The 26,187-nt window shown below is 67.2% G+C and carries 24 protein-coding genes; 20 read left to right on the forward strand and 4 right to left on the reverse strand.

The window, feature by feature from the left end; all coding sequences use genetic code 11:
* Positions 1-324 precede the first annotated feature (324 nt).
* From ACCQ05_RS14545 to ACCQ05_RS14555, 3 genes are all read left to right on the forward strand, one after another.
* Positions 325-999 (forward strand): DUF502 domain-containing protein, encoded by a 675-nt coding sequence (locus ACCQ05_RS14545; protein WP_104539714.1) that lies wholly within the window; start codon positions 325-327, stop codon positions 997-999.
* Positions 1,000-1,003: 4 nt separating this feature from the next.
* Positions 1,004-1,780: a queuosine precursor transporter gene (locus tag ACCQ05_RS14550; protein WP_372391083.1), complete on the forward strand. Its 777-nt coding sequence runs from the start codon at positions 1,004-1,006 to the stop codon at positions 1,778-1,780.
* Between the two features lie 269 nt (positions 1,781-2,049).
* The gene (locus ACCQ05_RS14555) at positions 2,050-3,996 is read left to right on the forward strand and encodes a DUF885 domain-containing protein (RefSeq protein WP_372391085.1); all 1,947 of its coding nucleotides are present in this window, start codon (positions 2,050-2,052) and stop codon (positions 3,994-3,996) included.
* Positions 3,997-4,175: 179 nt separating this feature from the next.
* Here ACCQ05_RS14555 and mmuM read toward each other — a convergent pair whose 3' ends face one another.
* Together mmuM and mmuP are read right to left on the reverse strand one after the other, a co-directional pair.
* Positions 4,176-5,141 (reverse strand): homocysteine S-methyltransferase, encoded by a 966-nt coding sequence (gene mmuM / locus ACCQ05_RS14560; RefSeq protein ID WP_372391087.1) that lies wholly within the window; start codon positions 5,139-5,141, stop codon positions 4,176-4,178.
* Positions 5,138-6,535, reverse strand: a complete 1,398-nt coding sequence (gene mmuP, locus ACCQ05_RS14565; protein ID WP_372391092.1) for an S-methylmethionine permease — start codon at positions 6,533-6,535, stop codon at positions 5,138-5,140. Before mmuP ends, mmuM begins: the two co-directional genes overlap by 4 nt.
* A 357-nt stretch (positions 6,536-6,892) precedes the next feature.
* Here mmuP and gloA2 point away from each other — a divergent pair, with 357 nt between their 5' ends.
* From gloA2 to ACCQ05_RS14645, 16 genes are all read left to right on the forward strand, one after another.
* Positions 6,893-7,282 carry an SMU1112c/YaeR family gloxylase I-like metalloprotein gene (gloA2, locus tag ACCQ05_RS14570; protein WP_372391094.1) on the forward strand — a complete coding sequence of 130 codons (390 nt, stop codon included), beginning with the start codon at positions 6,893-6,895 and terminating at the stop codon, positions 7,280-7,282.
* A gap of 194 nt (positions 7,283-7,476) precedes the next feature.
* On the forward strand, positions 7,477-7,926 hold the full coding sequence (locus ACCQ05_RS14575) for a DUF2147 domain-containing protein (RefSeq protein ID WP_228962371.1): 450 nt from the start codon (positions 7,477-7,479) through the stop codon (positions 7,924-7,926).
* Between the two features lie 226 nt (positions 7,927-8,152).
* Positions 8,153-10,237 carry a methionine--tRNA ligase gene (gene metG, locus ACCQ05_RS14580; protein ID WP_372391096.1) on the forward strand — a complete coding sequence of 695 codons (2,085 nt, stop codon included), beginning with the start codon at positions 8,153-8,155 and terminating at the stop codon, positions 10,235-10,237.
* A 309-nt stretch (positions 10,238-10,546) separates the two neighbouring features.
* On the forward strand, positions 10,547-11,137 hold the full coding sequence (locus tag ACCQ05_RS14585; protein WP_372391098.1) for an HAD family hydrolase: 591 nt from the start codon (positions 10,547-10,549) through the stop codon (positions 11,135-11,137).
* Between the two features lie 7 nt (positions 11,138-11,144).
* A complete protein-coding gene (gene rnfB, locus ACCQ05_RS14590) occupies positions 11,145-11,564 on the forward strand; it encodes an Rnf electron transport complex subunit RnfB (RefSeq protein WP_372391100.1) in 420 nt (139 codons plus the stop codon).
* Positions 11,565-11,719: 155 nt separating this feature from the next.
* Complete coding sequence (locus tag ACCQ05_RS14595; RefSeq protein ID WP_372391102.1) at positions 11,720-12,508, forward strand: hypothetical protein; 789 nt, start codon at positions 11,720-11,722, stop codon at positions 12,506-12,508.
* An 85-nt stretch (positions 12,509-12,593) separates the two neighbouring features.
* Complete coding sequence (locus tag ACCQ05_RS14600; RefSeq protein WP_104539671.1) at positions 12,594-12,959, forward strand: DUF4345 family protein; 366 nt, start codon at positions 12,594-12,596, stop codon at positions 12,957-12,959.
* A gap of 58 nt (positions 12,960-13,017) precedes the next feature.
* Positions 13,018-13,581, forward strand: a complete 564-nt coding sequence (locus ACCQ05_RS14605) for a sigma-70 family RNA polymerase sigma factor (RefSeq protein ID WP_104539670.1) — start codon at positions 13,018-13,020, stop codon at positions 13,579-13,581.
* A complete protein-coding gene (locus tag ACCQ05_RS14610; RefSeq protein ID WP_228962366.1) occupies positions 13,578-14,405 on the forward strand; it encodes an anti-sigma factor in 828 nt (275 codons plus the stop codon). Before ACCQ05_RS14605 ends, ACCQ05_RS14610 begins: the two co-directional genes overlap by 4 nt.
* A gap of 253 nt (positions 14,406-14,658) precedes the next feature.
* A complete protein-coding gene (locus tag ACCQ05_RS14615) occupies positions 14,659-15,657 on the forward strand; it encodes an acyl-CoA desaturase (protein ID WP_372391104.1) in 999 nt (332 codons plus the stop codon).
* Positions 15,654-16,904, forward strand: coding sequence for an NAD(P)/FAD-dependent oxidoreductase (locus ACCQ05_RS14620; protein ID WP_372391106.1), 1,251 nt, complete (start codon positions 15,654-15,656; stop codon positions 16,902-16,904). The genes ACCQ05_RS14615 and ACCQ05_RS14620 overlap by 4 nt, the downstream gene beginning before the upstream one ends.
* Positions 16,904-17,788: a DUF1365 domain-containing protein gene (locus tag ACCQ05_RS14625; RefSeq protein WP_372394106.1), complete on the forward strand. Its 885-nt coding sequence runs from the start codon at positions 16,904-16,906 to the stop codon at positions 17,786-17,788. The genes ACCQ05_RS14620 and ACCQ05_RS14625 overlap by 1 nt, the downstream gene beginning before the upstream one ends.
* A complete protein-coding gene (locus ACCQ05_RS14630; protein WP_372391108.1) occupies positions 17,785-19,077 on the forward strand; it encodes a class I SAM-dependent methyltransferase in 1,293 nt (430 codons plus the stop codon). The genes ACCQ05_RS14625 and ACCQ05_RS14630 overlap by 4 nt, the downstream gene beginning before the upstream one ends.
* The gene (locus ACCQ05_RS14635; protein WP_372391110.1) at positions 19,074-19,619 is read left to right on the forward strand and encodes a DUF2878 domain-containing protein; all 546 of its coding nucleotides are present in this window, start codon (positions 19,074-19,076) and stop codon (positions 19,617-19,619) included. Before ACCQ05_RS14630 ends, ACCQ05_RS14635 begins: the two co-directional genes overlap by 4 nt.
* Positions 19,616-20,398 (forward strand): DUF1295 domain-containing protein, encoded by a 783-nt coding sequence (locus ACCQ05_RS14640; protein WP_372391112.1) that lies wholly within the window; start codon positions 19,616-19,618, stop codon positions 20,396-20,398. The genes ACCQ05_RS14635 and ACCQ05_RS14640 overlap by 4 nt, the downstream gene beginning before the upstream one ends.
* Positions 20,399-20,415: 17 nt before the next feature.
* A complete protein-coding gene (locus tag ACCQ05_RS14645) occupies positions 20,416-21,486 on the forward strand; it encodes an SAM-dependent methyltransferase (RefSeq protein WP_372391115.1) in 1,071 nt (356 codons plus the stop codon).
* 377 nt (positions 21,487-21,863) lie between these two features.
* Here ACCQ05_RS14645 and ACCQ05_RS14650 read toward each other — a convergent pair whose 3' ends face one another.
* Both ACCQ05_RS14650 and ACCQ05_RS14655 read right to left on the reverse strand, forming a co-directional pair.
* Positions 21,864-22,211, reverse strand: a complete 348-nt coding sequence (locus ACCQ05_RS14650; RefSeq protein ID WP_104539661.1) for a RidA family protein — start codon at positions 22,209-22,211, stop codon at positions 21,864-21,866.
* A gap of 10 nt (positions 22,212-22,221) precedes the next feature.
* Complete coding sequence (locus tag ACCQ05_RS14655) at positions 22,222-22,929, reverse strand: DUF998 domain-containing protein (protein WP_372391117.1); 708 nt, start codon at positions 22,927-22,929, stop codon at positions 22,222-22,224.
* A 261-nt stretch (positions 22,930-23,190) separates the two neighbouring features.
* Between ACCQ05_RS14655 and mprF the strand changes: the two genes are divergently transcribed.
* Positions 23,191-25,755, forward strand: a complete 2,565-nt coding sequence (gene mprF, locus ACCQ05_RS14660) for a bifunctional lysylphosphatidylglycerol flippase/synthetase MprF (protein ID WP_372391119.1) — start codon at positions 23,191-23,193, stop codon at positions 25,753-25,755.
* Positions 25,756-26,187: the final 432 nt, after the last annotated feature.

The following is a 26,187-nucleotide window of genomic DNA, read 5'->3' on the forward strand; positions in this document are numbered from 1 at the left end:
GCCGGCCGGTTTTCAGGCAGCGCAGTTGGAAGAGCCTGGTCCCAGAGATCAGCGGCGGCCGTACCCTCATCCGGCGCTACGCGCCACCTTCTCCCGGCGGGAGAAGGAAGCGGCCCACCATCTGCTTTTGCTTTTGCTTTTGCTTTTGCCCGCGCCTCAACCTACCCGGCGTTCTGTGCCCAGGCCCTTACGTTGCCGTTGCCTCTGAAACCACTGGTTGCACCAGTACGCCACACAGTGCCGCGCTTCTACCACTCCCCACTCCCCACTCCCCAATCCCCGCCCCACCTCCACCGAGCGCGGCCGAATGCCTACACTATGCCGATGTCCGAATCCCCCACTCCGCACGCCCGCCCTTCCCTGCAACGCGTCTTCCTGACCGGGTTGCTCACCTTGCTGCCGGTCTGGCTGACCTGGGTGGTGGTGAAGTTCGTCTTCGCGCTGCTCTCGGGTATCAGCAGCCCCTGGGTGGTGCCGTTGTCCGAACGCATCGCCGCCTCGTTTCCGGACGAACTGGGCTGGATCAAGGCGCTGTGGGTACAGAACAGCATCGCCCTGGTTGCCACGGTGGCAGCAATCCTGTTCGTCGGCATCCTCAGCCGGCGCGTGATCGGCCAGCGCCTGCTGCGCTGGTTCGAAGCGGTCATGCGGCGCATTCCGCTGGCCAGCGTGGTCTACGACAGCGCGCGCAAGCTGCTGGATATCCTGCAGACCCAGCCGGGCAGCACCCAGCGCGTGGTGCTGATCGACTTCCCGCATCGGGACATGAAGTCGGTCGGCCTGGTCACCCGCGTGATCAAGGAACAGGGCACCGGTCGCGAACTGGCGGCGGTGTATGTGCCGACCACCCCCAACCCCACCTCCGGCTACCTGGAAATCGTGCCGGTGGAACTGCTCACGCCCACCGACTGGAGCGTGGACCAGGCGATGAGCTTCATCATCTCCGGCGGCGCGGTCGCGCCGGAATCGGTGCCCTTCACCCGGACCGCGGATCGCTGACACCATGGCACCTGTGCGCACCCTCGACGATCGTGCGGTACGCCTGTTCATTGCGCTGGCGGCATTCTTCTGCGTCAACGCCGCGCTGGCCGAGTTCATCGGGGTCAAGATCTTCGCGCTGGAAGACACCCTGGGCATCGCGCCGCTGAACTGGAACCTGTTCGGCCAGACCGGCTCGCTCAGCTTCACTGCCGGCACCTTGCTGTGGCCGGTGGTGTTCATCATGACCGACACCATCAACGAGTTCTTCGGCAGCCGCGGGGTGCGTTTCATCTCGTGGGTGGCGGTGGCGCTGATCGGCTATGGGTTCGTGTTCGCCTTCGCCGCCATCGCCCTGGCTCCGGCCGGCTGGTGGGTCACCGCCGCGCAGAGCCAGGGCGTGCCGGACTACCAGGCCGCGTTCGCGGCGGTGTTCGGGCAGGGGCTGTGGACCATCGGCGGCTCGCTGGTGGCGTTTTTGTTCGGCCAGCTGATCGATGTATCGGTGTTCCACCGCATCCGCCGCGCCACCGGCGAAAAGCACGTGTGGCTGCGCGCCACCGGCTCCACCGCGGTCTCGCAGCTGGTGGACAGCTTCGTGGTGATCTACATCGCCTTCGTGCTCGGTCCGCAGCACTGGTCGATGGACCAGTTCCTGGCGGTGAGTACGCTCAACTACGTCTACAAGATGGGCTTTGCGGTGGCCCTGATCCCGCTGCTGTATCTGGCGCGCCGCGGCATCGGTGCCTACCTGGGCGCCGAGCGGGCCGAGCAGCTGCGCGAGGAAGCCGCTGCGGAGTGAACCGGGCCGCGTCTGGCAGACGCATCGTGCCGGTGCATCGCTACAGCAATGCCTTGCCGGCAGTGGTACGCAGCTTCGCGTGACAGCCATGCGCGCCGCACGCTGTGGTCGCCTGCAAATCCTGGGTATGCCGCAGCGCACCACGCCAGGCCGGCGCAGGTCCGCGCCCATGCGCCGGATGAATTGCCGATAGGCGGTATGACCGCGGTGGGTGGCCGTAACCGTGCATATCGGGCAAGCTCCCCGCTCGCTTGTTTCCGGAGCCGGTAATGCCCCTCAGCTTTTCCCGCCTGCTGTCGCTGGCCCTCGCCGCCGTGTTGAGCCTGTCAGTGGCAGCGCCCGCCGATGCGGCCAAGAAGAAGACCGCCAAGGCACAGACCACGCAAACGCGCGCGAAGGCGAGCAAGGCCAAGAAGACCACCAAGCCGGCCAGGAGCAGCAAGGCCGCCAAGGGCAGCAAGACCACCAGGGCCAGGCCGCGCGCCGTGGCCGCGCCGGTGGTGCTGACCAAGGCACAGCAACTCAACCTGCTCTACGACCAGTACTGGGACGCCTCGCTCAAGCTCAATCCGCTGCAGGCCACCTTCCAGGGCGAGAGCCGCTACAACGACCAGCTTCCCAACTTCCTGTCGCCGGCGTTCCGCCAGCAGTCGCACGATTTCACCGTGCTGTGGCTGGGCAAGGCCGAAGCGCTGGGCCCGGACGGCCTGAGCGGACAGGACCTGCTCAGCTACCAGATCTTCGTGCGCGACGCGCGCAGCGCGCTGGCGGCCGAGCAGTTCCCCAGCTGGATGCTGCCGATCAATCAGTTCTACAACATCGCCAGCATCGCGGTGGTGCTGGGCTCGGGCACCGGCGCGCAGCCGTTCAAGACGGTCAAGGACTACGACAACTGGTCGCGGCGCGCGCTCGGCATCCCGGACCTGTTCGATCAGGCCATCGCCAATATGCGCGCCGGCATGCAGGCCGGGGTGGTGCAACCCAAGGTGCTGATGCAGAAGGTGCTGCCGCAGCTGGATGCGATCATTGCGCGCAGTGCCGAAGACAGCCTGTTCTGGGGGCCGATCCGTAACCTGCCGGCCGATATGCCCGAGGCGGACAAGCAGCGCCTCACCGCCGAGTACAAGCGGCTGATCGAGGTGCGCATCCTGCCGGCGTATCGCGCGCTGCGCGGCTTCATCGCCACAGAATACCTGCCGGCCTGCCGCGACAGCGATGGCCTGGCGGCGCTGCCCAACGGCGCGGCGTGGTACGCCTACGACGTGCGTCAGAGCACCACCTCCGAGCTGAGCCCGGAGCAGATCCACCAGATCGGGCTGGACGAAGTGGCGCGCCTGCAGGGCGAGATCCAGGCGCTGGCCAAGCAGGTCAAGTTCCGCGGCAGCCTGCCAAAGTTCTACAAGTTCATGCAGACCGACAAGCGCTTCGGCTTCCGCAGCGACACCGAACTGCTGGGCTATTACCGCGGTCTGCAGGGGCGCGTGCAGGGTGCGGTGCCGCGCCTGTTCAACATCCAGGCCATCCCAGCGCTGGAAGTGCGGGTGGTGGAACCGGCGCGGGCCGCGTCGGCTGCCAGTGGCTCGTACATGCGCCCGGTCGTCAATGGCAGCAACGGCAGCAGCCCGGGCATCTTCTACGTCAACACCTACGACCTGCCCTCGCGCAGGACCTGGGAAGCGGAAAGCCTGTTCCTGCACGAAGCCATTCCCGGCCATCATTACCAACTCGGCCTGCAGCAGCAGCTGACCGACCTGCCCAAGTTCCGCCGCCTGGGCGGCGAAACCGCCTACATCGAAGGCTGGGGCCTGTACGCCGAATCTCTGGGCCGCGAGCTGGGGCTGTATCAGGATCCGTACAACTACTACGGCTACCTGCAGAACGCCTTATGGCGCTCGATTCGGCTGGTGGCCGATACCGGCCTGCACAGCAAGGGCTGGACCCGCGCCCAGGCGATCGACTACATGCAGGACAACTCGGCGATGAGCCGTACCGATATCGAAGCCGAGGTCGACCGCTACCTGGCCATTCCCGGCCAGGCGCTGGCCTACAAGGTGGGCGAGATGAAGATCGCGCAGCTGCGCGACCAGGCCCAACGCGAACTGGGGCCGCGCTTCGACGTGCGCGCGTTCCACACCGAAGTGCTCAAGGACGGCTCGGTGCCGCTGGACATCCTGCAGGAAAAGATCCAGCGCTGGATCGCAGCGCAGAAAGGCTGAGGCAACGATCGCGGCCGCCGTGCTCGTCATCAGCCGTCGTGACCGGGCCGTTGCTCCGGCGGGTGTCGATGCAGGACTGGCGCGCTGCGCTCGAGGGCGGCATGACGTCGCCGATTGCAGGCAGTGCTCCGGCAACGGCAGCTTCCGCCCGCACACTCAGTGCGCACATCTGGGTGTGATCAACCTACTGCCCGCGCCGCCGCCAATGCGGCGATGTCGCGTGGGGTGGTGCGGCAGCAGCCACCGATCAGGCGCGCGCCGGCGGCCAGCCATTGCGCGTGCTGCTCGGCCAGGCTGCAGGCAGGCGCATCGCCGGCATGCCAGCGCTTGTTGCCCGCATCGTACTGTTCGCCCGAGTTCGGATACACCACCAATGGCAAGGCGGTCAGCGCCGACAGGCAGTGCAAGGCCGGCGTGACCCGATCCAGGGCGATGCAGTTGATGCCCACCGCGAGCACCTGCGGGCAGGCATCCAGCGCCGGAACCACTTGCGCCAGCGGCGTGCCATCGCTCAGGTGCGCCGCATCGCGCAGGGTGAACGAAAACCACGCAGGCAGCTGCGGAAATTCGTTTTCCAGCAACTGCCGTAGCGCCACGATTTCGCTCGCCGATGGCAACGTCTCGCAGGCCAGTACATCCACCCCGGCCGCCGCCAGCGCAGCGATGCGCGGACGGTGGAAGTCCATCATCTGCTGCAACGGCACCGCGTAATCGCCGCGATACTCCGAACCATCGGCCAGATACGCGCCATACGGACCCACCGAGCCGGCCACCCACAACGGCGCAGCATCCGGCTGCTGCTGCAGGTGATCGGCGCGTGCCTGCGCGGCCAGTTGCACGCTGCGCGCGATCAGCGCCTGCGACTGCGCCAGATCCAGTCCCCGCGCGGCAAACCCCAACGGCGTGGCCTGGTAGCTGGCGGTGATCGCGCATTGCGCACCGGCGGCGAAGTAGTCGCGATGCACCTGGTAGATCAGCTCCGGCTGCTCCATCAGCACCCGCGCCGACCATAGCGCATCGTTGAGATCGCAGCCGCGGTGTTCCAGTTCGGTGGCCAGGGCGCCATCCAGCAGCACGTACCCCTCGTGCTGCAAGGCCTGGCTGAAGGGCGCATTTTCGCGCGGTTGGCGGGCAGCGATCGTCATGGGCGCAGTCTCCGGGCCTCAAGCCATTGGGTCAGTGCGTAGGCGCCATAACACAGCGCCACGAAGGGAATCCCGCAGTACAGCGCAATGCGCTGCTGCGGATCGAAGGCCAGCCCGATGCAGGCCAGCAGGCACAGCGCAAATCCCAGGATCGGCGTCCACGGATACCACGGCGCACGATAGGCCAGCGTCTCCACCGCGATGCCATCGCGCAGCAACTGGCGGCGAAAACGGTAATGCGCCGCGCAGATGCTCAGCCACACCACCACCACCGCAAACCCGGACACCGCGGAGATCGCCACGAACACGGTATCGGCGGCATACACGCCGGTCAGCAGGGCCAGCAGCCCGCCCAGCATGCTCAGCAACAAGGCCGGCAACGGAATGCCGCGACGGGTCAGCCGCGCAAGCCGCGCCGGTAGCGTGCCCTCGTTGGCCAGCGACCACAGCATGCGCGCGGCGGCGTACAGGCCGGAATTGGCGGCCGACAGAATCGCGGTCAGGATCACCGCGTTCAGCACGTCGGCCGCATACGGGATGCCCAGCAACGCGAAGCCGCGCACGAACGGACTGGTGTCCACCGCCGCCTGCCCGGCCGGCAGCAACGCCGCCAGCACCAGCACGGTGCCGACGAACAGCACCACCAGCCGAACCAGCGTGGTGCGGATCGCCAGTGGGATCGCACGTGCCGGCTGCGCGGTCTCGCCGGCGGCCACGCCGATCAGCTCGGTGCCGGAGAAGGCGAAATTCACCGCCACCATCGTCATCAGGATCGGCAAGGTGCCCTGCGCAAACCAGCCGTCGGCACGCAGATGGCGCAGACCCGGCGGCGGCGAACCATCGGCCAGCGGCAGCAGGCCCACCACTGCCGCACCGCCCAGCACGATGAAGATCAAAATGGTGATCACCTTGATCAGCGAGAACCAGAATTCGCCTTCGGCAAACCAGCGCGCCGATACCGTGTTCAAACCGAAGATCAGCGCGCAGAACAGCAGGCACCACGGCCATGCCGGGCTGTGCGGAAACCAGTACTGCATGCAGAACGCCGCGGCGGTCAGGCTGGAGCCCAGCGCCACCGTCCAGGTCAGCCAATACAGCCACGCCACCACGTAGCCGGTGGCCGGCCCCAGATAACGCGCGGCATACACATGGAACGCGCCGGTCTGCGGCATCGCCACGGCCAGTTCGCCCAGGCATTGCATCACCAGATACACCACCAGCGCGCCGATCAGGTACGCGATCACCTTGCCCAGCGCGCCGGTGCTGGCGATGATGTAACCAGTATTGAAGAACAGCCCGGTGCCGATCACCCCGCCCAGCGACAGCATCACCAGATGGCGTACCTGCATGCTGCGCTGGAACTGCGGTGCCGCGGTGGACGATGGTTCGGACATGGGTGCGTCTGGGCGGAGGAGCTTCATCCTGCCATGCACACGCAGACGAGCCCAGCCATGCGCAGGCCAGCTGTGACGCAAGACCTGCAACTCACTTGCCGACCGTTATGCTGATGACTGTTTCTTGCAGGCCATCCCCATGCCACACGATCGCCGTCCAGCTCTTCAGACATCCACGCGCGGCCTTGCCGCGGGCGTGCCGGAGCACTTGCCAACTGCGTACAGCGCGACCAGTGCAGGCATCGCCGACCCTGTTGCGTTTTCACTCGCGCGCATGCATCTGCGCTGCGCGCACGGCACGTGGCCGAACACGTCGGCATCGGGCATCCTGCCGACCACGCTGCTTCGGAGCGCTGCATGATGCTCGCCGGCATCCACCACGTGGCAATCATCGCGGGCGACTACGCGCGCTCCAAGCAGTTCTATTGCCAGATCCTGGGCCTGCGCGTACTCGATGAGCATTACCGGCAGGCGCGCGATTCCTGGAAGCTGGACCTGGCGCTGCCCGATGGCGGCCAGATCGAGCTGTTCTCGTTCCCCAACGCACCCGCGCGCCCCAGCCGCCCGGAAGCGCAAGGACTGCGCCATCTTGCGTTTCGCGTCCAAGACCTGGATACGGCCGTTGCGCATCTCAACGCGCATGGCGTGGCGACCGAAGACATCCGCATCGACGAATACACCGGCCGCCGCTTCACGTTTTTCGCCGACCCGGATGAGTTGCCGCTGGAGCTGTACGAGGCCGGCTAGGCAGCAACGCGCAGGCGACACCGATGCCGCCCACGGAAGACGTGCGTCCGCCGAGGGGCTGCCATTGCCTCGGCGAAGAGCGACATGCACGCATGAACGCATCCCGCAGCGCATCTTTCCGCAACCATACCCCACGGTATACATTCGCTCTCAGGCCGCCGACGGCGGCCCCCGTCATCCCTGGGAGGGGACACATGCGCAAGACCTTCAAGACCCTGATCGTGGCCCTGCCGCTGGCGGCCGCCTCGTTGCTGGCCCAGGCCTCCGATTCGCCGGTGGGCCGCTGGAAGACCATCGACGACGAAACCGGCAAGCCCAAGTCGGTGGTGCAGATCGAACAGGCCGCCAACGGCACGCTCAGCGGCAAAGTCGTCGAGATCCTGCAGTCGGCCAAGGGGCCGAACCCGATCTGCGACAAGTGCGATGGCGAGCGCAAGAACAAGCCGATCAAGGGCATGACCATCCTGTGGGGCCTGAAGCCGGACGGCACCGCGGTATGGAGCGGCGGCTCGGTGCTCGACCCGGCCAAGGGCAAGACCTACAAGGCCAAGATCACCCTGACCGAAGGCGGCAAGAAGCTGCAGATGCGCGGCTATGTCGGCATCGAAGCGCTCGGTCGCACGCAGACCTGGGTGCGCGAGTAGCCGGGAATCGGGATTCGGGATTCGGTAAGAGCAGGCGCCCGTGAGGGCGCCTTTTTTGTGCGTGCCCATCCTGACGCCACATGCGCGGCAAAACACCTGCGCGCCTCGACAACACGGCCACATGACCCTGCTTTGACCGATTCCCTAATCCCGATTCCCCATTCCCAGCCCCAATCCCGGCTGCCGACTAGTGCGATAATCGCGTGTCCCCCGCATTACGCCCGCCATGACCCGCACTGCACTCGTCACCACCGCCCTGCCCTACGCCAACGGCCCGCTGCATCTGGGGCACCTGGTCGGCTATATCCAGGCCGACATCTGGGTGCGCGCGCGCCGGTTGCGCGGCGACAAGACCTGGTTCGTCTGCGCCGACGACACCCACGGCACGCCGATCATGCTGGCCGCCGAGAAGGCCGGGGTGACCCCGGAAGCATTCATCGCCAGCATCCAGGCCAGCCACGAGCGCGATTTCGCCGCGTTCGGGGTGACCTTCGACCATTACGATTCGACCAATTCGCCGGTCAACCGCGAACTCACCGAGGCCTTCTACGCCAGGCTCGAGGCCGCCGGACACATCAGCCGGCGCTCGGTGGCGCAGTTCTACGACCCGGCCAAGGGCATGTTCCTGCCGGACCGCTACATCAAGGGCATCTGCCCCAACTGCGGCAGCGCCGACCAGTACGGCGACAATTGCGAGGTCTGCGGCGCCACCTATGCGCCCACCGAGTTGAAGGAGCCCAGGTCGGTGATCTCCGGCGCCACGCCGGAGCTGCGCGATTCGGAGCATTTTTTCTTCGAAGTGGGCCATTTCGACGGTTTCCTGCGCGACTGGCTGGCGGGCGAGGTGGCGCTGCCCGGCGTCAAGGCCAAGCTCAAGGAGTGGCTGGACGCCGAAGGCGGCCTGCGCGCCTGGGATATCTCCCGCGATGCGCCGTATTTCGGTTTCCAGATTCCCGGCCAGCCGGGCAAGTATTTCTACGTGTGGCTGGATGCGCCGATCGGCTACCTGTGCAGCTTCAAGACGCTGTGTGTGCAGATGGGCGAAGACTTCGACGCGCACCTGGTGGCCGGCACGCAGACCGAGCTGCATCACTTCATCGGCAAGGACATCGTCAATTTCCACGGCCTGTTCTGGCCGGCGGTGCTGCACGGCACCGGCCACCGCGCGCCCACGCGCCTGCACGTCAACGGCTACCTGACCGTGGACGGCGCCAAGATGTCCAAGTCGCGCGGCACCTTCGTGATGGCGCGGACCTTCCTGGACGTGGGCCTGGAGCCGGAAGCGCTGCGTTACTACTTCGCCGCCAAGTCCTCCGGCGGCGTGGACGATCTGGATCTGAACCTGGGCGATTTCATCGCGCGGGTGAACGCGGATCTGGTCGGCAAGTTCGTCAACCTGGCCAGCCGCTGCGCCGGCTTCATCGGCAAGCGCTTCGACGGCAAGCTGGCCGACGCGCTGCCCGACCCGGCGCAATACGAGCGCTTCGTCGCCGCACTGGCGCCGATCCGCGAAGCCTACGAGCGCAACGATGCGGCCAGCGCGATCCGCCAGACCATGGCGCTGGCCGACGAGGCCAACAAGTACATCGACGACACCAAGCCATGGGTGATCGCCAAGCAGGAGGGCGCCGATGCGCTGTTGCAGTCGGTGTGCACGCAAGGGCTGAATCTGTTCCGCATCCTGGTCGCCGCGCTCAAGCCGATCCTGCCGCGCACCTGTGCCGAGGCCGAGGCGTTTCTGTCGGCGCCGATGACCAGTTGGGAAGATGTGGAGCGCCCGCTGACCGCGCACACGATCCAGCCCTACACCGCCCTTTTCACCCGTATCGACCCCAAACTGATCGACGCCATGACCGACGCCTCCAAGGACACCCTCGCCGCACCTGCGGCACCGGCTGCCACCTCCAAGCCTGCACCGGCCAAGGCGGACGCAAAGCCTAGCGCCGTTGCGAGTCCCGAATCCCAAACCACCAATCCCGGCCTCATCGGCATCGACGATTTTGCCAAGCTCGATCTGCGCATCGGCAAGGTGCTGGTGTGCGAATTCGTGGAAGGCTCGGACAAGCTGCTGCGCTTCGAACTGGATGCCGGCGAGCTGGGCAAGCGCCAGATCTTCTCGGGCATCCGCGGCAGCTACGGCGAGCCGGAGACGTTGGTCGGCCGCAGCGTGGTGTTCATCGCCAACCTGGCCCCGCGCAAGATGCGCTTTGGCATCAGCGAAGGCATGATCCTGTCGGCCGGTTTCGACGGCGGCGCGCTCGCGCTGCTGGACGCCGACAGCGGCGCGCAGCCGGGCATGCCTGTCAGGTAACGGGATTGGGGAGTCGGGATTTGGGATTCGTAGAAGCCGGAGCTGATTGTTGTAGTAGACCTGACTTGAGTGCTCGGCACCTGCCCTCATCCGCCCCTGCGGGGCACCTTCTCCCGCACGCGGGAGAAGGGAGCAATCAGTCACCGCGCTTTTAACCAATCCCCACTGTCGTAGTAGACCTGACTTGAGTGCCTGGCACCTGCCCTCATCCGCCCCTGCGAGGCACCTTCTCCCGCACGCGGGAGAAGGGAACAATCAGTCACCGCGCTTTTAACCAATCCCCACTCCCGACTCCCCAATCCCAGCCCCATGCACCTGGCCCTGTTCGACTTCGATCACACCGTCACCACCTGCGACACCTATGTGCGTTTCCTGCGCAAGGTCGCCACGCCTGCGCAACTGGCGGCGGCGAAGTGGCAGGTGGGCCCATGGCTGCTCGGGTATCGGACAGGCGTGGTGTCCGCTGCCGCGCTGCGCGCGCGGGTCACGCGCATGGTGTTCAGCGGCCGTGCGCTGGACGAGATGGCCGCATATGGCGTGGACTACGCACGCACCGCACTGCCGGGCGTGCTGCGTGCCGAGGTGATGCAGCGCATCGACTGGCATCAGGCGCAGGGGCATGAAGTGGTGCTGGTCTCCGCCTCGCTGGACCTGTATCTGCAGCCGTGGTGCACGCAGCATGGGCTGTCGCTGATCTGCAACCGGCTCGAACACACCGGTGGCGTGCTGAGCGGGCGCTATGCCGATGGCGATTGCGGGCCGCACAAGGCCGTGCAGATCCGCGCACGCTACGACCTGGCGCAGTACGCCTGCGTGCATGCCTACGGCGACAGCCGCGAAGACCGGCCGATGCTGGCCCTGGCGCAACAGCGCTGGTATCGCGGCCATCCGCTGCACTGACACCGCCATGCCCGCCTCCATCCCCGATCTGGTCGAACGGCTCGACCGCCTGCTGCCGCAGACCCAATGCGGCCAGTGCGGCTACGACGGCTGCCGCCCCTATGCGCAGGCGATGGCGGACGGTCAGGCCGGTGTCGACCACTGCCCTCCCGGCGGCGATGCCGGTGCGCGTGCGCTGGCGCACCTGCTCGGCGTGCCTGCACGTCCCTACGATCGCAGTCGCGGGGCGCACAAGCCGGCGCAGGTGGCGTGGATCGTGGAGGCCGACTGCATCGGCTGCACCAAATGCATCCAGGCCTGTCCGGTGGATGCCATCGTCGGTGGCGCCAAGCACATGCATACGGTGATCGCACCGCTGTGCACCGGTTGCGAGCTGTGTCTGCCGGCGTGCCCGGTGGATTGCATCGAGCTGCATCCAACCGGCTGAGGCAGCGCCAGATCCGGCGGATCGGTGATCGCCATGCCGCCACGCGGCACCTGCGCGCTGCACCCACAGGCGGTCAGGAACGTCCTGACGCGCGATGGCGCATCCATGCTGCGGCCGCGCCCGTATGGGTAAACACTGCCATCGAGGATGTGCCCATGCGTCCACTTGCTGCCGCCATTGTCGCCATTGCCGCCTGCTGCCGGCCGATTCCGCCATTGCTGCTGCTGGTGCTTGGCAGCCTGCCGCTGAGTGCGGCGGCGGCGACGCGCGTGGACGGCGAGGTCTTCGATGCCGACAGCGGCGCATTGCGCTACCGCGAATCGCATTGGCTGCTCGATGACGGCGGGCGATTGGTGCTGTACCGCTGCCTCAACGGGCAGGCGTTTGCGCGCAAGCAGGTCGACGGCGGCGGCACGGCACCCGATTTCAGCCTGATCGACGGACGCGACGGGTATCGCGAAGGCGTGCGCCGGCGCGATGGCGTGCGCGAGATGTTCCAACAGCCGCCAGGGAAACCCGAACGTAGCACCGCGTTGCCGGCCGGCGAAGACGAGCGCGTGATCGATGCCGGTTTCGATACCTATCTGCGCAACCACTGGGAGGCGCTTGCCAGCACGTCGCAACGCGTGGACTTCGTGCTGCCCAGCCTGCAACGGCAGTTGGCGTTCCGGGTCGAACGCATCGACGACAGCGCAGGCCAGCGGCGCTTCCGCATTTCGCTCGATGCCTGGTATGGCGCGGCGGTGCCTTCGCTGGAGGTGCGTTATTCCATCGCCAACAAACGCCTGCTCGAGTTCCGCGGCGTGGGCAATCTGCGCGACGCGCAGGGGCGCTACCCGCGCGTGCGCATCGTGTTCCCGGACACCGCGCCGGCTGCCGCCAGCGACACCGAGCTGCAACAGGCGCGCGAGCAACCGCTGACCCGCAGCTGCGCCACCCCGTGACCCAGACGGCCTCCATCTTCACGCCCGACCACGCGCCGTTGCGTACAACGGCCCAGGCCCCCCTTTCGCGCACAGGAGCACCCGCATGGCAAAGGCCTACCTCTGGATCAACGCAATACTGTATGTCGCCCTGGCGATCTGGTGCACGCTCTCGCCGATCAAGACCGCGAACGCGGTGGGCTACACCCAGCTCTCCCCGGCCGGACAGTCCGAATACCTGGTCATCTACGGCGGCCTGCAGCTGGGCATGGCGTTCCTGTTCGGCTACTTCGCCTGGATCGATCAACCGCGTACCGGCCTGCTGGTCGCACTGGCCTTCTACGTGCCCATCGTGCTGTTCCGCAGCGTGTCGCTGGCCAGGCTATGGCCGGTCTCCGCGCCCACGGTGGCGCTGGCCGTCGTGGAAGTCGTCTTGCTGCTTGCCGCTGCGCTGCTGTGGTGGCGGAAATGAAGGACAGCATCGGCACAGTCCGGTAGCATCGCGCTCACCTCTCCCAACGCCCGACCGCATGAGTGCCATTCCCGGCAACGACGACGATGAGACCGGACGCCTGCTGACCGCAACCGCAGGTGGCGACCGGCATGCCTTCGAAGCGCTCTACCGGCAGACCTCGCCCAAGCTGTTCGGCGTGTGCCTGCGGTTGATCCCGCAGCGCGCCGAAGCCGAGGAAGTGCTGCAGGACGTGTTTACGCTGATCTGGCACAAGGCCGGTCAATTCGACCCCAGCCGTGCCCGCGGCCTGACCTGGCTGGCGATGATCGCGCGCAACAAGGCCATCGACCATCTGCGCGCCAACGCGCCGCAGCGCCGCAACGTGGCGCTGGACGATGCCGGCGAGCTGCGCGACCAGGATGCACTGCCGCTCGAGCGGACCGAACGCGCCAGCACCCGGCGCCGCATCGACCACTGCCTGGCCGAACTGGAACCGCCGCGGAGCGAGCTGATTCGCACCGCGTTTTTCGAAGGCATCACCTACGAAGAACTCGCCGCGCGCACCGATACACCCATCGGCACGGTCAAGAGCTGGATCCGCCGTAGCCTGGCAAAACTCAAGGCATGTCTGGAACGATGAGTACGCCCTTTCCCATCGACCAGGAACCGCCACGCGACGTGTTGGCCGGCGAGTACGTGCTCGGCCTGTTGAGCGCCGACGAACGTCTGGCGGCCGAGCAGCGGATCGCCACCGATGCCGCGTTCGCCCAGGCGGTGCTGCAGTGGCAGGAGCATCTGGCCCCGCTGCTGGAAGAGATCGCCGCGGTGACGCCGCCGGACCAGGTCTGGGCACGCGTGCGCCAGACGCTGGGCTTCGATACGCCGTTGCGCGCCGTGCCGGTGGCAGCGCCCGCCAGCACCGGCACGCCGGCCACCCCGCTCTGGAACAACCTGCGCTTCTGGCGCTGGGCCAGCGCCGCTGGCCTGGCCACCGCCGCGGTCTGCGTGCTGGCGCTGTTGAACCTGCGCACGGCGCCCGTGCAGCCGCCGCGCGACACACCCGTCGTGCAGACGCCGGTCACCCCGCCTGCGGAGACCACCCCGCCGGCGACCGGCATCGCCATGACCTCGACGCTGGCGACCGAAGACGGACGGCCGGGCTACGTGGCGCTGATGGATGCCGACAAGCACACCATCACGGTGACGCCGCTGGACCGCACCGCCACCGCCGGCAAGGTGCCCGAGCTGTGGCTGATCACGCCCGATGGCAAGGCGCACTCGATGGGCACCTTCGACGATCAACGGGCCCACCGCGCCCAGATCCCCGATCAGCTGATGCCCATGCTCAGCAACGAGGCGATCCTGGCCGTGACGCTGGAACCGCCGGGCGGCGCACCCGGTGGCGTGGCGACCGGCACGGTGGTTGCCAAGGGTGGCATCAGCACGCTGGCGATGGCGCCCTGAGCCAGCGCAACCACGGCTGCCTGCGATACACGCGCAGGCAGCCGTGTTCACAAGCAGCCTCATACGTGTCACCGATACTGCGCGCACAGTTCGCCGCGCGCGATAACGCGATCGTGCATGCGAGCGCCCAGCTGCGCAATCCGCATGCGACGCTCACCGCTAGGTGTCGAAGCGGCGGGCGATCGACTGGGCGGGTGCATCTGTTTGCCGGCCGCTTCCGTACAGGGTCACGACTACACACGGAGATTGATGCGTGCCGAGTTCCGGAACCGACCCACACCCCGCCTCGCCCCGGTCCGGTCTCTCGCGTCGGCGCGGTGGAGTCGCCGGCCGTCTGGGCAGCCTGCGCCGCTGGGTGGATTCGCAAGCCGATGGTCCCCTGGACGAGGCGCGCGCCGACCGCATCGACTGGCTGCGCGCCCTGCCCTTCATCGCGCTGCACCTGGCCTGCCTGGCGGTGTTCTGGGTTGGCGCCTCGTGGTTTGCGGTCGGCACCGCGCTGGCGCTGTATGCACTGCGCATGTTCGCGCTCACCGGCTTCTACCACCGCTACTTTTCGCATCGCGCGTTCAAGACTTCGCGCGTGCTGCAGTTCGTGTTCGCGTCCATCGGCGCCACCTGCGTGCAACGTGGGCCGCTCTGGTGGGCCGCGCATCACCGTAACCATCACCGGCATACCGATACCGGGCGCGATCCGCATTCGCCGGCCCAGCACGGCTTCTGGTGGAGCCACACCGGCTGGTTCCTGACACCGCGCAATTTCCGCACCGACTGGGAGGTCATCCCGGATCTGCGTCGGTTTGCCGAGCTGCGCTTTCTCGACCGCTTCGACATCGTGATGCCGGTGCTGCTGGCCGTGGGCCTGTACCTGCTCGGCAGCTGGCTGGACAGTGCCGCACCAGGGTTGCACACCAATGGTCCGCAGTTGCTGGTATGGGGATTCGTCATTTCTACCGTGGCGTTGTTCCATGCCACCTTCACCATCAATTCGCTGGCGCACCGTTTCGGCAGCCGGCGTTTCGACACCCGCGACGACAGCCGCAACAACTGGCTGCTGGCGCTGCTCACCTTCGGCGAAGGCTGGCACAACAACCACCACTTCTATCCCGGCTCGGCACGCCAGGGCCTGCGCTGGTGGGAATACGACGTGACCTGGTACGGACTCACCGCGATGTCGTGGCTGGGCCTGGTCTGGGATCTCAAGCCGATGCCGGCGTCGCTGGTCAGCCGTGGCCAGCGGGTGAGCCCATGAACGAGCGCAGGATCGCCGTGGTCGGCAGCGGCATTGCCGGCCTGGGCGCGGCGTGGCTGCTGTCGCGGCGCTACGAGGTCACGGTGTTCGAAGCCGCCGATTACCTGGGCGGGCACACCCACACCCACGACATCCAGTTGGACGGCCGGCACTACGCGGTGGACAGCGGCTTCATCGTGTTCAATCCGCAGCACTACCCGCTGCTCACGCGCATGTTCGCCGAGCTCGACGTGGCCGCGCAGCCGACCACGATGAGCTTTTCGGTGCACGATGCGCGCAGCGGGCTCGAATACAACGCCGGCACCTTGAACGGGCTGTTCTGCCAGCGCCGCAACCTGCTCAGCCCACGCTTCTGGGGCATGCTGGCGGACCTGCGCCGTTTCTATCGGCAGGCGCCGGCGGTGCTGCACAGCGACGAGCGTTTCAGCACGCTGGGCGCGTATCTGCAACGGCATGGCTATGGCGCAGCATTCCGCGATCAACACCTGGTACCGATGGCGTCGGCGCTCTGGTCTTCGCCATCGCAGACCATTCTCGAATTTCCGATGGGCCAGTTGATCGGCTTCATGGCCAACCACCACATGCTGCAACTCAGCGGGCGGCCGCAGTGGCAGGTGGTGCGCGGCGGCTCCAACAGCTATGTGCGTGCGCTGCGGCGGCGCTGGCAGGTGATCGAGCGCCTGTCCACGCCGGTGCATGGCATCCGCCGTACCCCCGATGGCGTGGTGGTGAGCTCGCTGCGCGGGCAGGAACATTTCGACGAGGTGGTGCTGGCCTGCCACGCCGACGATGCGCTGGCATTGCTCAGCGATGCCTCCGAGGCCGAACAGCAGATCCTGGGCGGCATCACCTACCAGAACAACGACACCGTGCTGCATACCGATGCCCGCATCCTGCCGCGCGACCGGCGTGCCTGGGCGGCCTGGAACGCGCATGTGCCGGCCGACTTGCAAGCGCCATGCACGGTGAGCTACTGGATGAACGCACTGCAATCCATCGACGCACCGCAGCCGTTCATCGTCTCCCTCAACCGCGACCACGACATCGACCCGGCCAAGGTGTTGCGGCGCATGCGCTACCGGCATCCGGTGCAGAACGCCGCCGCGCTGGCGGCGCAGGGCCGCAAGGCCGAGATCCAGGGCAGGCAGCACACCTGGTTCGCTGGCGCTGCATGGGGCTTCGGCTTTCACGAAGACGGCCTGCGCAGCGGTGTCGATGTCGCCCACCAGTTGGGAGTGAGCTGGTGATGCAGCTGCTGCGCGAAGCCAGCACCGATGCCGTGCCGCTGCCTCCCGGTGAGGACAGCGGTGCCGGCAGCGCGGCGGGTGGCTTGCGCAGCGCGGTCTACACCGGCTGGGTGCGGCATCGGCGGTTCGCGCCCAAGCCGCTGGACTTCCGTTACCGGCTGTTCCTGCTGTATCTGGATCTGTCCGAGCTCGATAGGGTCTTCGCGGGCCGCTGGCTGTGGTCGGTGGGGCGCGCCAACCTGGCGCAGTTCCGCCGCAGCGATTACCTGGGCGACCCGGCCATTCCACTGGATCAGGCCGTGCGCGACTGCGTGCAGGCGCACACCGGGCAGCGCCCGGACGGTGCGATCCGTCTGCTGACGCACCTGCGCTACTTCGGCCATGTGTTCAACCCGGTGAGCTTCTACTACTGCTTCGACCGCCACGAGGGATTGCGCTGGATCGTGGCGGAAATCACCAACACGCCGTGGCAGCAACGCCACGCCTACGTGCTGCCGGTGGCGCAGGCGCGCACCCATCGCGATGTGCATGCCTGGCGCTTCGACAAGCGCTTCCATGTCTCGCCGTTCATGGGCATGCAGCATCGCTACGACTGGCGCTTCAATGTGCCGGATGCGCAACTGCGCGTGCATATGGACGTGCTGGACGCCACCGATGCTGCCGCTGACCGCGCGATCGACAACGGCGATACGCGCCGCTTCGATGCCACGCTGGTGCTGCAGCGTCAGCCACTGACCGCGCGCACGCTGGCGCGCACCTTGCTCGCCTACCCCCTGATGACCGTGCAGGTGGTGCTCGCCATCCACTGGCAGGCCTTGCGCCTGTGGATGCGCGGTAACCCTGTGCACGACCACCCCCACCCGCCTGTGCGAGATCGCCGATGAACGCCACGTCCCTGCCCGACTCCGCCATACCACGCGCGGCCTCCTGGACGGACCGCCTGTTGCGCAAGCGCCTGCTGGCCACGCTGGGCGAGCTGCACGACGGGCAATTGCAGCTGCACGATGCCGACGGCATCACCACGCTGGGCACTGCCAGCGGCGCGGACGCGCTGCAGGTGCAACTGCACGTCAGCGATCCGGGCTTCTACCGCCAGGCCGCGCTCAACGGCAGCGTAGGTGCCGGCGAGTCGTATATGGACGGGCAATGGCGGTGCGACGATCTGGTCGGGCTGATGCGCGTGCTGTTGCGCAATCGCGACCGCCTGGATGCGATGGAAACCGGCACCGCGCGCCTCGGCGGCTGGGTCATGCGCAGCCTGCACGCGCTGGCCCGCAATACCCGCAGCGGCAGCCGGCGCAATATCGCCGCGCACTACGACCTGGGCAACCCGCTGTTCAACTTGTTCCTGGACGCCAACCTGATGTACTCGTCGGCGATCTTCGTCGATGGCGAAGAAGCGCAGGGCGAAGCGGCGCTGGAACGCGCGGCCACGCGCAAGCTCGAACGCATCTGCCAGAAACTTCGCCTGGGCCCGCAGCACCACGTGGTGGAGATCGGCACCGGCTGGGGCGGCTTCGCCCTGCATGCCGCCCGCGAACATGGCTGCCGCGTCACCACCACCACGATTTCGCGCGAGCAGTTCGAGCTGGCCACCCAGCGGATCGCCGAAGCCGGCCTGGGCGAGCGGGTCACCGTGTTGATGAGCGACTACCGCGACCTGCAGGGCCGCTTTGATCGCGTGGTGTCGATCGAGATGATCGAGGCGATCGGCCATCAGTATCTGGACACCTACTTCGCCAAGGTCGGCAGCCTGCTCGCAGACGATGGCGAGGCGCTGATCCAGGCCATCACCATCGAAGACCATCGCTACAAGCAGGCGCTGCACTCGGTGGACTTCATCAAGCGGCACATCTTTCCCGGCAGTTTCATCCCATCGGTGGCGGCGATGACCGGCGCGATCGCCAATGCCAGCGATCTGCGCCTGTTCCATCTGGAAGACATCGGCCCGAGTTATGCGCTGACCCTGCGCGCGTGGCGGCAGCGCTTCATGGCGCAGCTGCCGCAGGTGCGCGCCCTGGGCTACGACGAGCGCTTCATCCGCATGTGGGAGTTCTACCTGGCCTATTGCGAAGCCGGCTTTCTGGAACGGTCGATCGGCGATGTGCATCTATGGCTGAGCAAGCCCGGTGCGCGCCCACCGCAGTTCGTGCCCGGTCTTGCCAACGCATGAAGCAGCTGGGCAACTATCTCGGCCTGCAGGTGCTGTGGGTGGTGGCGGTGGCCGCCGCCGCGCACGGGCGCGTGTGGCCAACGCTGCTGATATTGGCGCTGTTCGCGCTGTACCAGCTGTGGCCATCGCGGCGTGCGCCGGGCGATGTGCCGTTGCTGATCGCCGCGTTGGCGCTGGGTTTGCTGCTGGACACCACGCTGGCGGCAGGAGGCTGGGTGCGTTACGCCGCGCCCTGGCCCGGTAGCGTGCTGGCGCCTGCCTGGATCCTGGCGCTGTGGCTGGGCTTTGCGCTCACGCTCAACCATTCGCTGCGCAGCGTGATGCGCCATCCGGGGTTGGCGGTGTTGCTTGGCGCCATCTTCGGTCCGTTTTCCTACTGGCTGGCGCAACGCAGCTGGCACGCAGTGGAACTGTTGCCGCCGTTGCTGCATGCGGTCCTTGCCGTGGGCATCGGCTGGGGCGTGGCATGCGGCGTGTTGTCGCTGTATGCACGGCGTCTGGCGCGACCATTGCCGCACGACATGACCGGAGAACTGCAATGACTGCGTGGCCGCTGCTACATGTGGGCGTATTCGCAAGTGTGGTGATGCTGCTGGGCTGGCTATGGCAGCGCCGCAGCGGCAACGCCGGCCCGGTCGATGTGTTGTGGGCCGCCTGCCTGGCGCTCGCTGCGCCGTACTGCGCGTGGATGTCCGACGGTGCGTTGCTGCCGCGCGTGCTGGTGGGCGTGCTGGGCGGTCTGTGGGGCGCGCGTCTGGCCTGGCATCTGGGCGTGCGCGTGTTCGGCGACCCGCACGAAGACGGCCGTTATCGCGCCCTGCGCGAGCACTGGAACGGCGACCAGCGCAAGTTCCTCGGCTTCTTCCTGGCCCAGGCGGTGGTGGTGGTGCTGTTTGCGGTGCCGTTTCTGGCTGCGGCCAGCAATCCGAACCCGGCATGGAGCCTGTGGAGCACGCTGGCGGTCGTGGTGTGGTTGATCGCAGTCGGCGGCGAAGCACTGGCCGACCGGCAGCTGTCTGCGCACAAGGCCGACCCGGCCAATCGCGGCAAGACCTGTCGCAAGGGCCTGTGGCGGTATTCGCGTCATCCCAATTATTTCTTCGAGTTCGTGCACTGGTTCGCCTACCTGGCATTGGCGGTCGGCGCCGGGCCGTTGCCGGTGGCGCTGTGCGCGCTCGGGCCGGTGACGATGTTCGCGTTCCTGTATCGCTTCACCGGCATTCCCTATACCGAGCAGCAGGCATTGCGCTCGCGCGGCGAGGACTACGCGCAGTACCAACGCACCACCAGCGCGTTCTTCCCGCTTCCCCCTTCGTCCTGAGTTGCCTGGAGAGTCGCATGTCCACCATCACCGTCCCGCCCTCCTCGCTCCCGGACGAAGCGTTCGCCACCCGCCTGGCCGAATCCGGCGTGCTGCCCGACGCCGCCCTGCGCTACGGCATCCGCCGTCTGTGCGCGCAGCGGCTGCGTGATGAGCGTGGCGACGACGCCGATGCCAACGGCGAGCGCCAACGCGCCTTCATCGACAGCCTGCGTGCCAGTGCCATCGCGATCGAGACCGATGCGGCCAATCGCCAGCACTACGAATTGCCGCCGCAGTTCTTCACCCTGTGCCTGGGCAAGCGCTTGAAGTACAGCAGCTGCTACTGGGACGCGAGCACGCCAGACCTGGACGCAGCCGAAGAACGCATGCTGGCGCTGTACGGGCAGCGCGCCGAGCTGGCCGATGGCCAGCGCATCCTGGAGCTGGGTTGCGGCTGGGGATCGCTGACGCTGTGGATGGCCGAGCGCTACCCCACTGCCACGATCACCGCGGTGTCCAACTCACGCCCGCAGCGCGCGCACATCCTGGAGCAGTGCCGCCTGCGCGGGCTGGACAACGTGCAGGTGATCACCGCCGACGTCAACGCGCTGGCGCTGCCGTCGGGCACGTTCGACCGTGTGGTGTCGGTGGAGATGTTTGAACATATGCGCAACTACCGCGAGCTGCTCGCGCGCGTGGGCAGCTGGCTGGCGCCGGGCGGCAAGCTGTTCGTGCACATCTTCTGCCACCGCGATCTGGCCTATCCCTTCGAAGTGGCCGGCGAAGACAACTGGATGGGCCGGCACTTCTTCACCGGCGGGCTGATGCCGGCGGCCGATACCCTGCTGCATTTCCAGCAGGACGTGGTCATCGAACAGCGCTGGCTGCTCTCGGGCCAGCACTACGAAAAGACCGCCAACGCCTGGCTGCACAACCAGGATCGCCATCGCACGCAGATCATGCCGTTGCTGCAGCAGACCTATGGCGACGATGCGCAACGTTGGTGGCAACGCTGGCGCATGTTCTGGCTGGCGTGCGCGGAACTGTTCGGCTACGACCAGGGCCGCGAATGGGGCGTGGCGCACTATCGCTTCGTCAAGCGCTGATCGCCGGAGGCCGGCACGCCCGCGGCGGAATACCGGCTGCCGGGTGGCCTGGCTGTCCGGATGCCGCTCGCATGCATCGGACATCGAAGTATCGGAGATGGCCGTGGGCTGGCGCACCACCTGCCCCCGCATCGCCGTTTCAGTCCGTGTGAACGTCGAGAAGTGCGCACACGCGTCGACGGCAACGCGCGCCAACGCCTCGCACGACAGCGCACCGGCGCCGCAGCACGAGCGGTTGACCGAGCGCAGTGGTGCTCGTTAAGTCATCGATAGCGCCTGTGCCCCGCAGCGACCGGCGGCGCCCGCCAAGTCGATCGCCGGGCACCACCTGCATAACCAAACTGCGCTCGTCGCGGCCGCCGCTCCGAATGCCGGAGTCAGCCCGCCGCTGCAGTGATCACGATCTCCACTTTCCATTCCGGCCGCGCCAACTTTGCCTCGACCGTGGCACGCGCCGGGGTGAACCCATGCGGCACCCATTCGTCCCAGGCCGCGTTCATGCCATCGAAATCGGCAATGTCGGCCAGGTAGATCTCCGCGCGCAGGATCTTCGTCTTGTCGCTGGCCGCCATCGCCAGCAATTTGTCGATCTCGCCCAGCACCTGGCGGGTCTGGCCGGTGATGTCTTCGCTGGTGTCCTCGGCAATCTGGCCGGCCAGATAACACACGCCGCCATGGACGGTCATCTCGGACATACGCGGGCCCGCATCGAATCGCTGCAGCATTTCAGACTTCCTACGGTTGATGGACCCTGCCATTGTCACGCGAATGCGCAGCGCGTGCAGCTCCGCTGCGTACCAGGCGCGCAAGCCAGAGCCCGACGCGCACCATCCACAGCACGATCAGCACGATGGCGCTCTTCTGGCTGATGCCCAGGGGCGCGGTGCTCACGCTGACGTGGAACAGCAGCGCGGCAAACGCGGCACAGCCCACGCCGAATGCCGATGCGAAGTGCTGTCGCCATGCGCGATCACGCCGGAAATACCAGGATTGCAGCAATACCGCTGCGATCACGCACAGGAAGGTGGCATCGGCCGACAGCACATGCACCATCTTCGCCGCGTCAGGCGCCAGCTCCGGCATCCAGCTGTCGCCGATCGACACCGCGCACAATCCCAGCGCCGCCAGCCAGAACAGTCCCAGCACGGTGCGGCTGCGCGCGGCCGGCTGCAGCGCTGCATACAGCCCCAGCGCCAGCCATGCCATCGCCACAGCCAACAAGCAATACGCGGTGCGCAGCAGCAGGCCATAGGCGCCGTGCAGATAGGCACTCAACTGCGCATCGATCCAGCGCAGGTCGCCACGCAGCCATTGCAGCACCAGCACCAGGCCGATGAAGGCGGCGCCGGCCGCGGCGGCGAGCGCGCCGGCCCGGCCGCTCCAGGCGGGTAGATCTACCGCTACCGGTTGCGCTTCCGGTACGCATCGCTCCGACGTGCTCATCCGCTGCCTGTCTGCCTTACAACCGTGACCTCGTGCATCCTGCTTCCCCGCGGCACGCGCATGCGCCGATGCCCTATGATGCGCGCGGCCGTCCCGGGCCGACAGGGGGCAGCGCCTTCGAACCTGTGTTCACTTCTTCTCGGCACTCACGCGATCACGCTGCATGCACCTTCACTTCGCTGGCCCATGCAGACCCACCGCGCACGCGGCACACCGCGTGCATGCGTCCTACCTCCCTCTTGAACAGACCCCGTTGCCCCCATGACGGATACCCCCGTGTCTTCCGAAGCGCCGGCCAGCGGCTGGCGGCGCGCCCTGCCGGTCCTGATCAGTCTGGCGATCCTGGCGATGGCCCTGCACGCGCTGTCGGCGCAGTTCACCGACCATGGCTATCGCCAGATCCGGCAGGCGTTCCGTGCGCTGGGGGCCGGGCAGATCGCCCTGACCTTGCTGCTGGGGCTGAGCAGCTACGCCTGCCTGGTGGGCTTCGACTGGGTGGGGCTCAAGCGCACCGGCAAGCGGCTGCATCCGGCTCGGGTGGGTATCACCGCCTTCATGGCGCACGCGGTCGGCCAGACCCTGGGCTTTGCCGCGCTCACCGGCGGCGCCGTGCGCCTGCGTGGCTACGGCAGCGTCGGGCTGACCCTGGCCGAAATCGGCCAGGTGGTGTTGATGAGCACGCTGGGCTTCATCTTCGGCGCCTGGGTGCTACTCGGGTTGGCGCTGATGCTGGAACCGGAAGCGGCCGCGCGCGCCCTGCCGATCACCGCCGGGGGCATCCGCATCGCCGGCATCGCCCTGCTGGCGAGCTACGTGGCCATGCTGGTGCTGGTCGGCAGGCAGGGCCGCGAGTTCGGCCTGCGCAGCCATCGCTTCTGGTTGCCCGATCGCAACACCGTGCTCGGTGTCACCGCGCTCAGCCTGGTCGAACTGGGTCTGGCCGCGGCCGCGTTCTACGTGCTGCTGCCGCCGGACCCGGGCACCGGCTATTTCGGCTTCATCGGCATCTGGCTGGTGGCGGTGGTGGCTGGCCTGATCTCCACCGTGCCGGCCGGCCTGGGCGTGTTCGAGTGGAGCCTGCTCAAGCTGCTGCCGCATGTCACCCCTGCGGCCGTGCTGGCTGCGGCGCTGGCCTACCGCGTCACCTACTACATCGTGCCGTTGCTGATTTCGGTCGCCATGGCGGCGGCCTCGGGATTGGGCGCGCCGGTCCGCGCCAGCGCCAGTACCGCCCGCACGGTGTGGAAGGCGCTGCGTCCGTGGTTGCCGCAGATCCTGGCGCTGGCGGTGTTTGCGGTGGGTGCGGCGCTGATGATCGACGGCACCCTGCCGACGCCGCGCGCGCGCCAGGACGTGGCGCCGCTGCCGCTGATCGAAACCTCGCACCTGCTGGTCAGCCTGGGCGGCATGATGCTGCTGCTGATCGGCCAGGGGCTGCAACGCCGCAGCCACGCCGCCTGGATGCTGGCGCTGGGCGTGTGCATCCTGTTGCCGCCGCTGTCGCTGCTGCGCGGCAGCCATATTTCGGTGTCGCTGTCGGCGGCGCTGGCCGCGCTGGCGCTGTGGGCGGCGCGGCGCGAGTTCTATCGCCAGGGCGCGCTGCTGGACGAAGCCTGGTCGTGGCGCTGGCTGAGCAACCTGGGCCTGGTGCTGGTGGCCACCTTCTGGCTGTTGTTCTTCGTCTACAGCCATGTCGAATACAGCAACGACCTATGGTGGGAATTCGCCACCTCGGCCAACGCCCCGCGCGCGCTGCGTGCCGCGCTGATCCTGTGCGTGGGTGTGATCATGTTCGGCATGGCGCGCTTGCTGCGCGGCGGACGGCGCCCGATGCCGGCGGCAGATGCGCAGACCCTGTCCGCGCTGGCACCGATCCTGGAAAACAGCACCGACACCCAGGCCTGCCTGGCGTTGACCGGCGACAAGGCCTTCCTGTTCGACGGACAGAGCCGCGGCTTCGTGATGATGCAGCGCTACGGCGGTTCGCTGATCTCGATGGGTGATCCGGTGGGCCCGCCGGAAGTGGCGCGTGCGCTGATCTGGCGCTTTCGCGAGGAAGCCGACCATATGGGCCTGCGCCCGGTGTTCTACCAGGTCGGCGAAAAATACTGGCAGACCTACCTGGACATGGGCATGACGCTGGTCAAGCTGGGCGAAGAGGCGATCGTGCCGCTGGAGCACTTCACCCTGGAAGGCCGCGACCGCGCCGAGCTGCGCCAGGCCTGGAACCGCGGCAAGCGTAGCGGCCTGAGTTTCCGCATGCTGCAGCCCGAACAGGTGGACGCGGTGTTGCCGCGCCTTGCCGAGGTGTCGGAACAGTGGCTGGAAGAAAAGTCCGGCGAAGAGAAAGGCTTCTCGCTCGGCAGCTTCGATGCCGATTACCTGCGCCGTTTCCCGGTGGCGGTGGCCGAGGCGGAAGGCCGGATCGTGGCCTTCGCCAACGTGTGGTGGGCGCCGGCCGGTGGCGAGCTGTCGGTGGACCTGATGCGGCATAGCGCCGAAGCGCCGAAGGGCACCATGGACTTTTTGTTCATCGAGTTGTTCCTGTGGGGCCAGGCCAACGGCTATGCGCGTTTCTCGCTGGGCATGGCACCGCTGTCCGGACTGGCCGAGCACCGCCTGGCCGGCCGCTGGAACCGCTTCGCCAGCCTGGTGGCACGCCACGGCGAGCGCTTCTATGGCTTCAGCGGGCTACGCCGCTTCAAGTCGAAATTCGCCCCGACCTGGCGCCCGCGCTATCTGGTTGCGCCGGGCGGCATGCATCTGCCGGCCGCACTGCTGGATGTGACCCGATTGATCTCGGTGGATCCGGGCCGGCAGGAGTAAGGCCGCTCGATACCTGCGGTCTTACGCGAATGCCTCGCCCTGCTTCGGGCGCTTGCACGTGTGCCTGAAGGCAGTGCTTGCCGATCGGCGATCACAATCTTGAAAGCGCGGTGCCGCGTCCGGGGCCGGGACCGTGTGGCGGCATGGATGCCGCCACCGAGCCTCCAGGGACGGATTCACGGCGTGTCCCGGCACCGGATGCGGCGCCGCGCTGCCGACCGACCCCGCACACCGATCGATCTTGTGCACGACATCCAGAGTTCCAAGCGACGCTTCGGTCTGCTGCGGGCGCTTGCACGCGCACCGGCGTGGGACACGCCGCAAGTACGTCCATGCAGGCTTTGGCGCGGCATCCATGCCGCTCAAGGTCCCGCACCGGCACGCGCGCAAGCACCACCGATTGTTATCGGTTGTGGAAAGAAATGCCGGGGG

The organism is Xanthomonas sp. NCPPB 3582, assembly GCF_041475735.2.
Lineage (GTDB): Bacteria > Pseudomonadota > Gammaproteobacteria > Xanthomonadales > Xanthomonadaceae > Xanthomonas > Xanthomonas codiaei.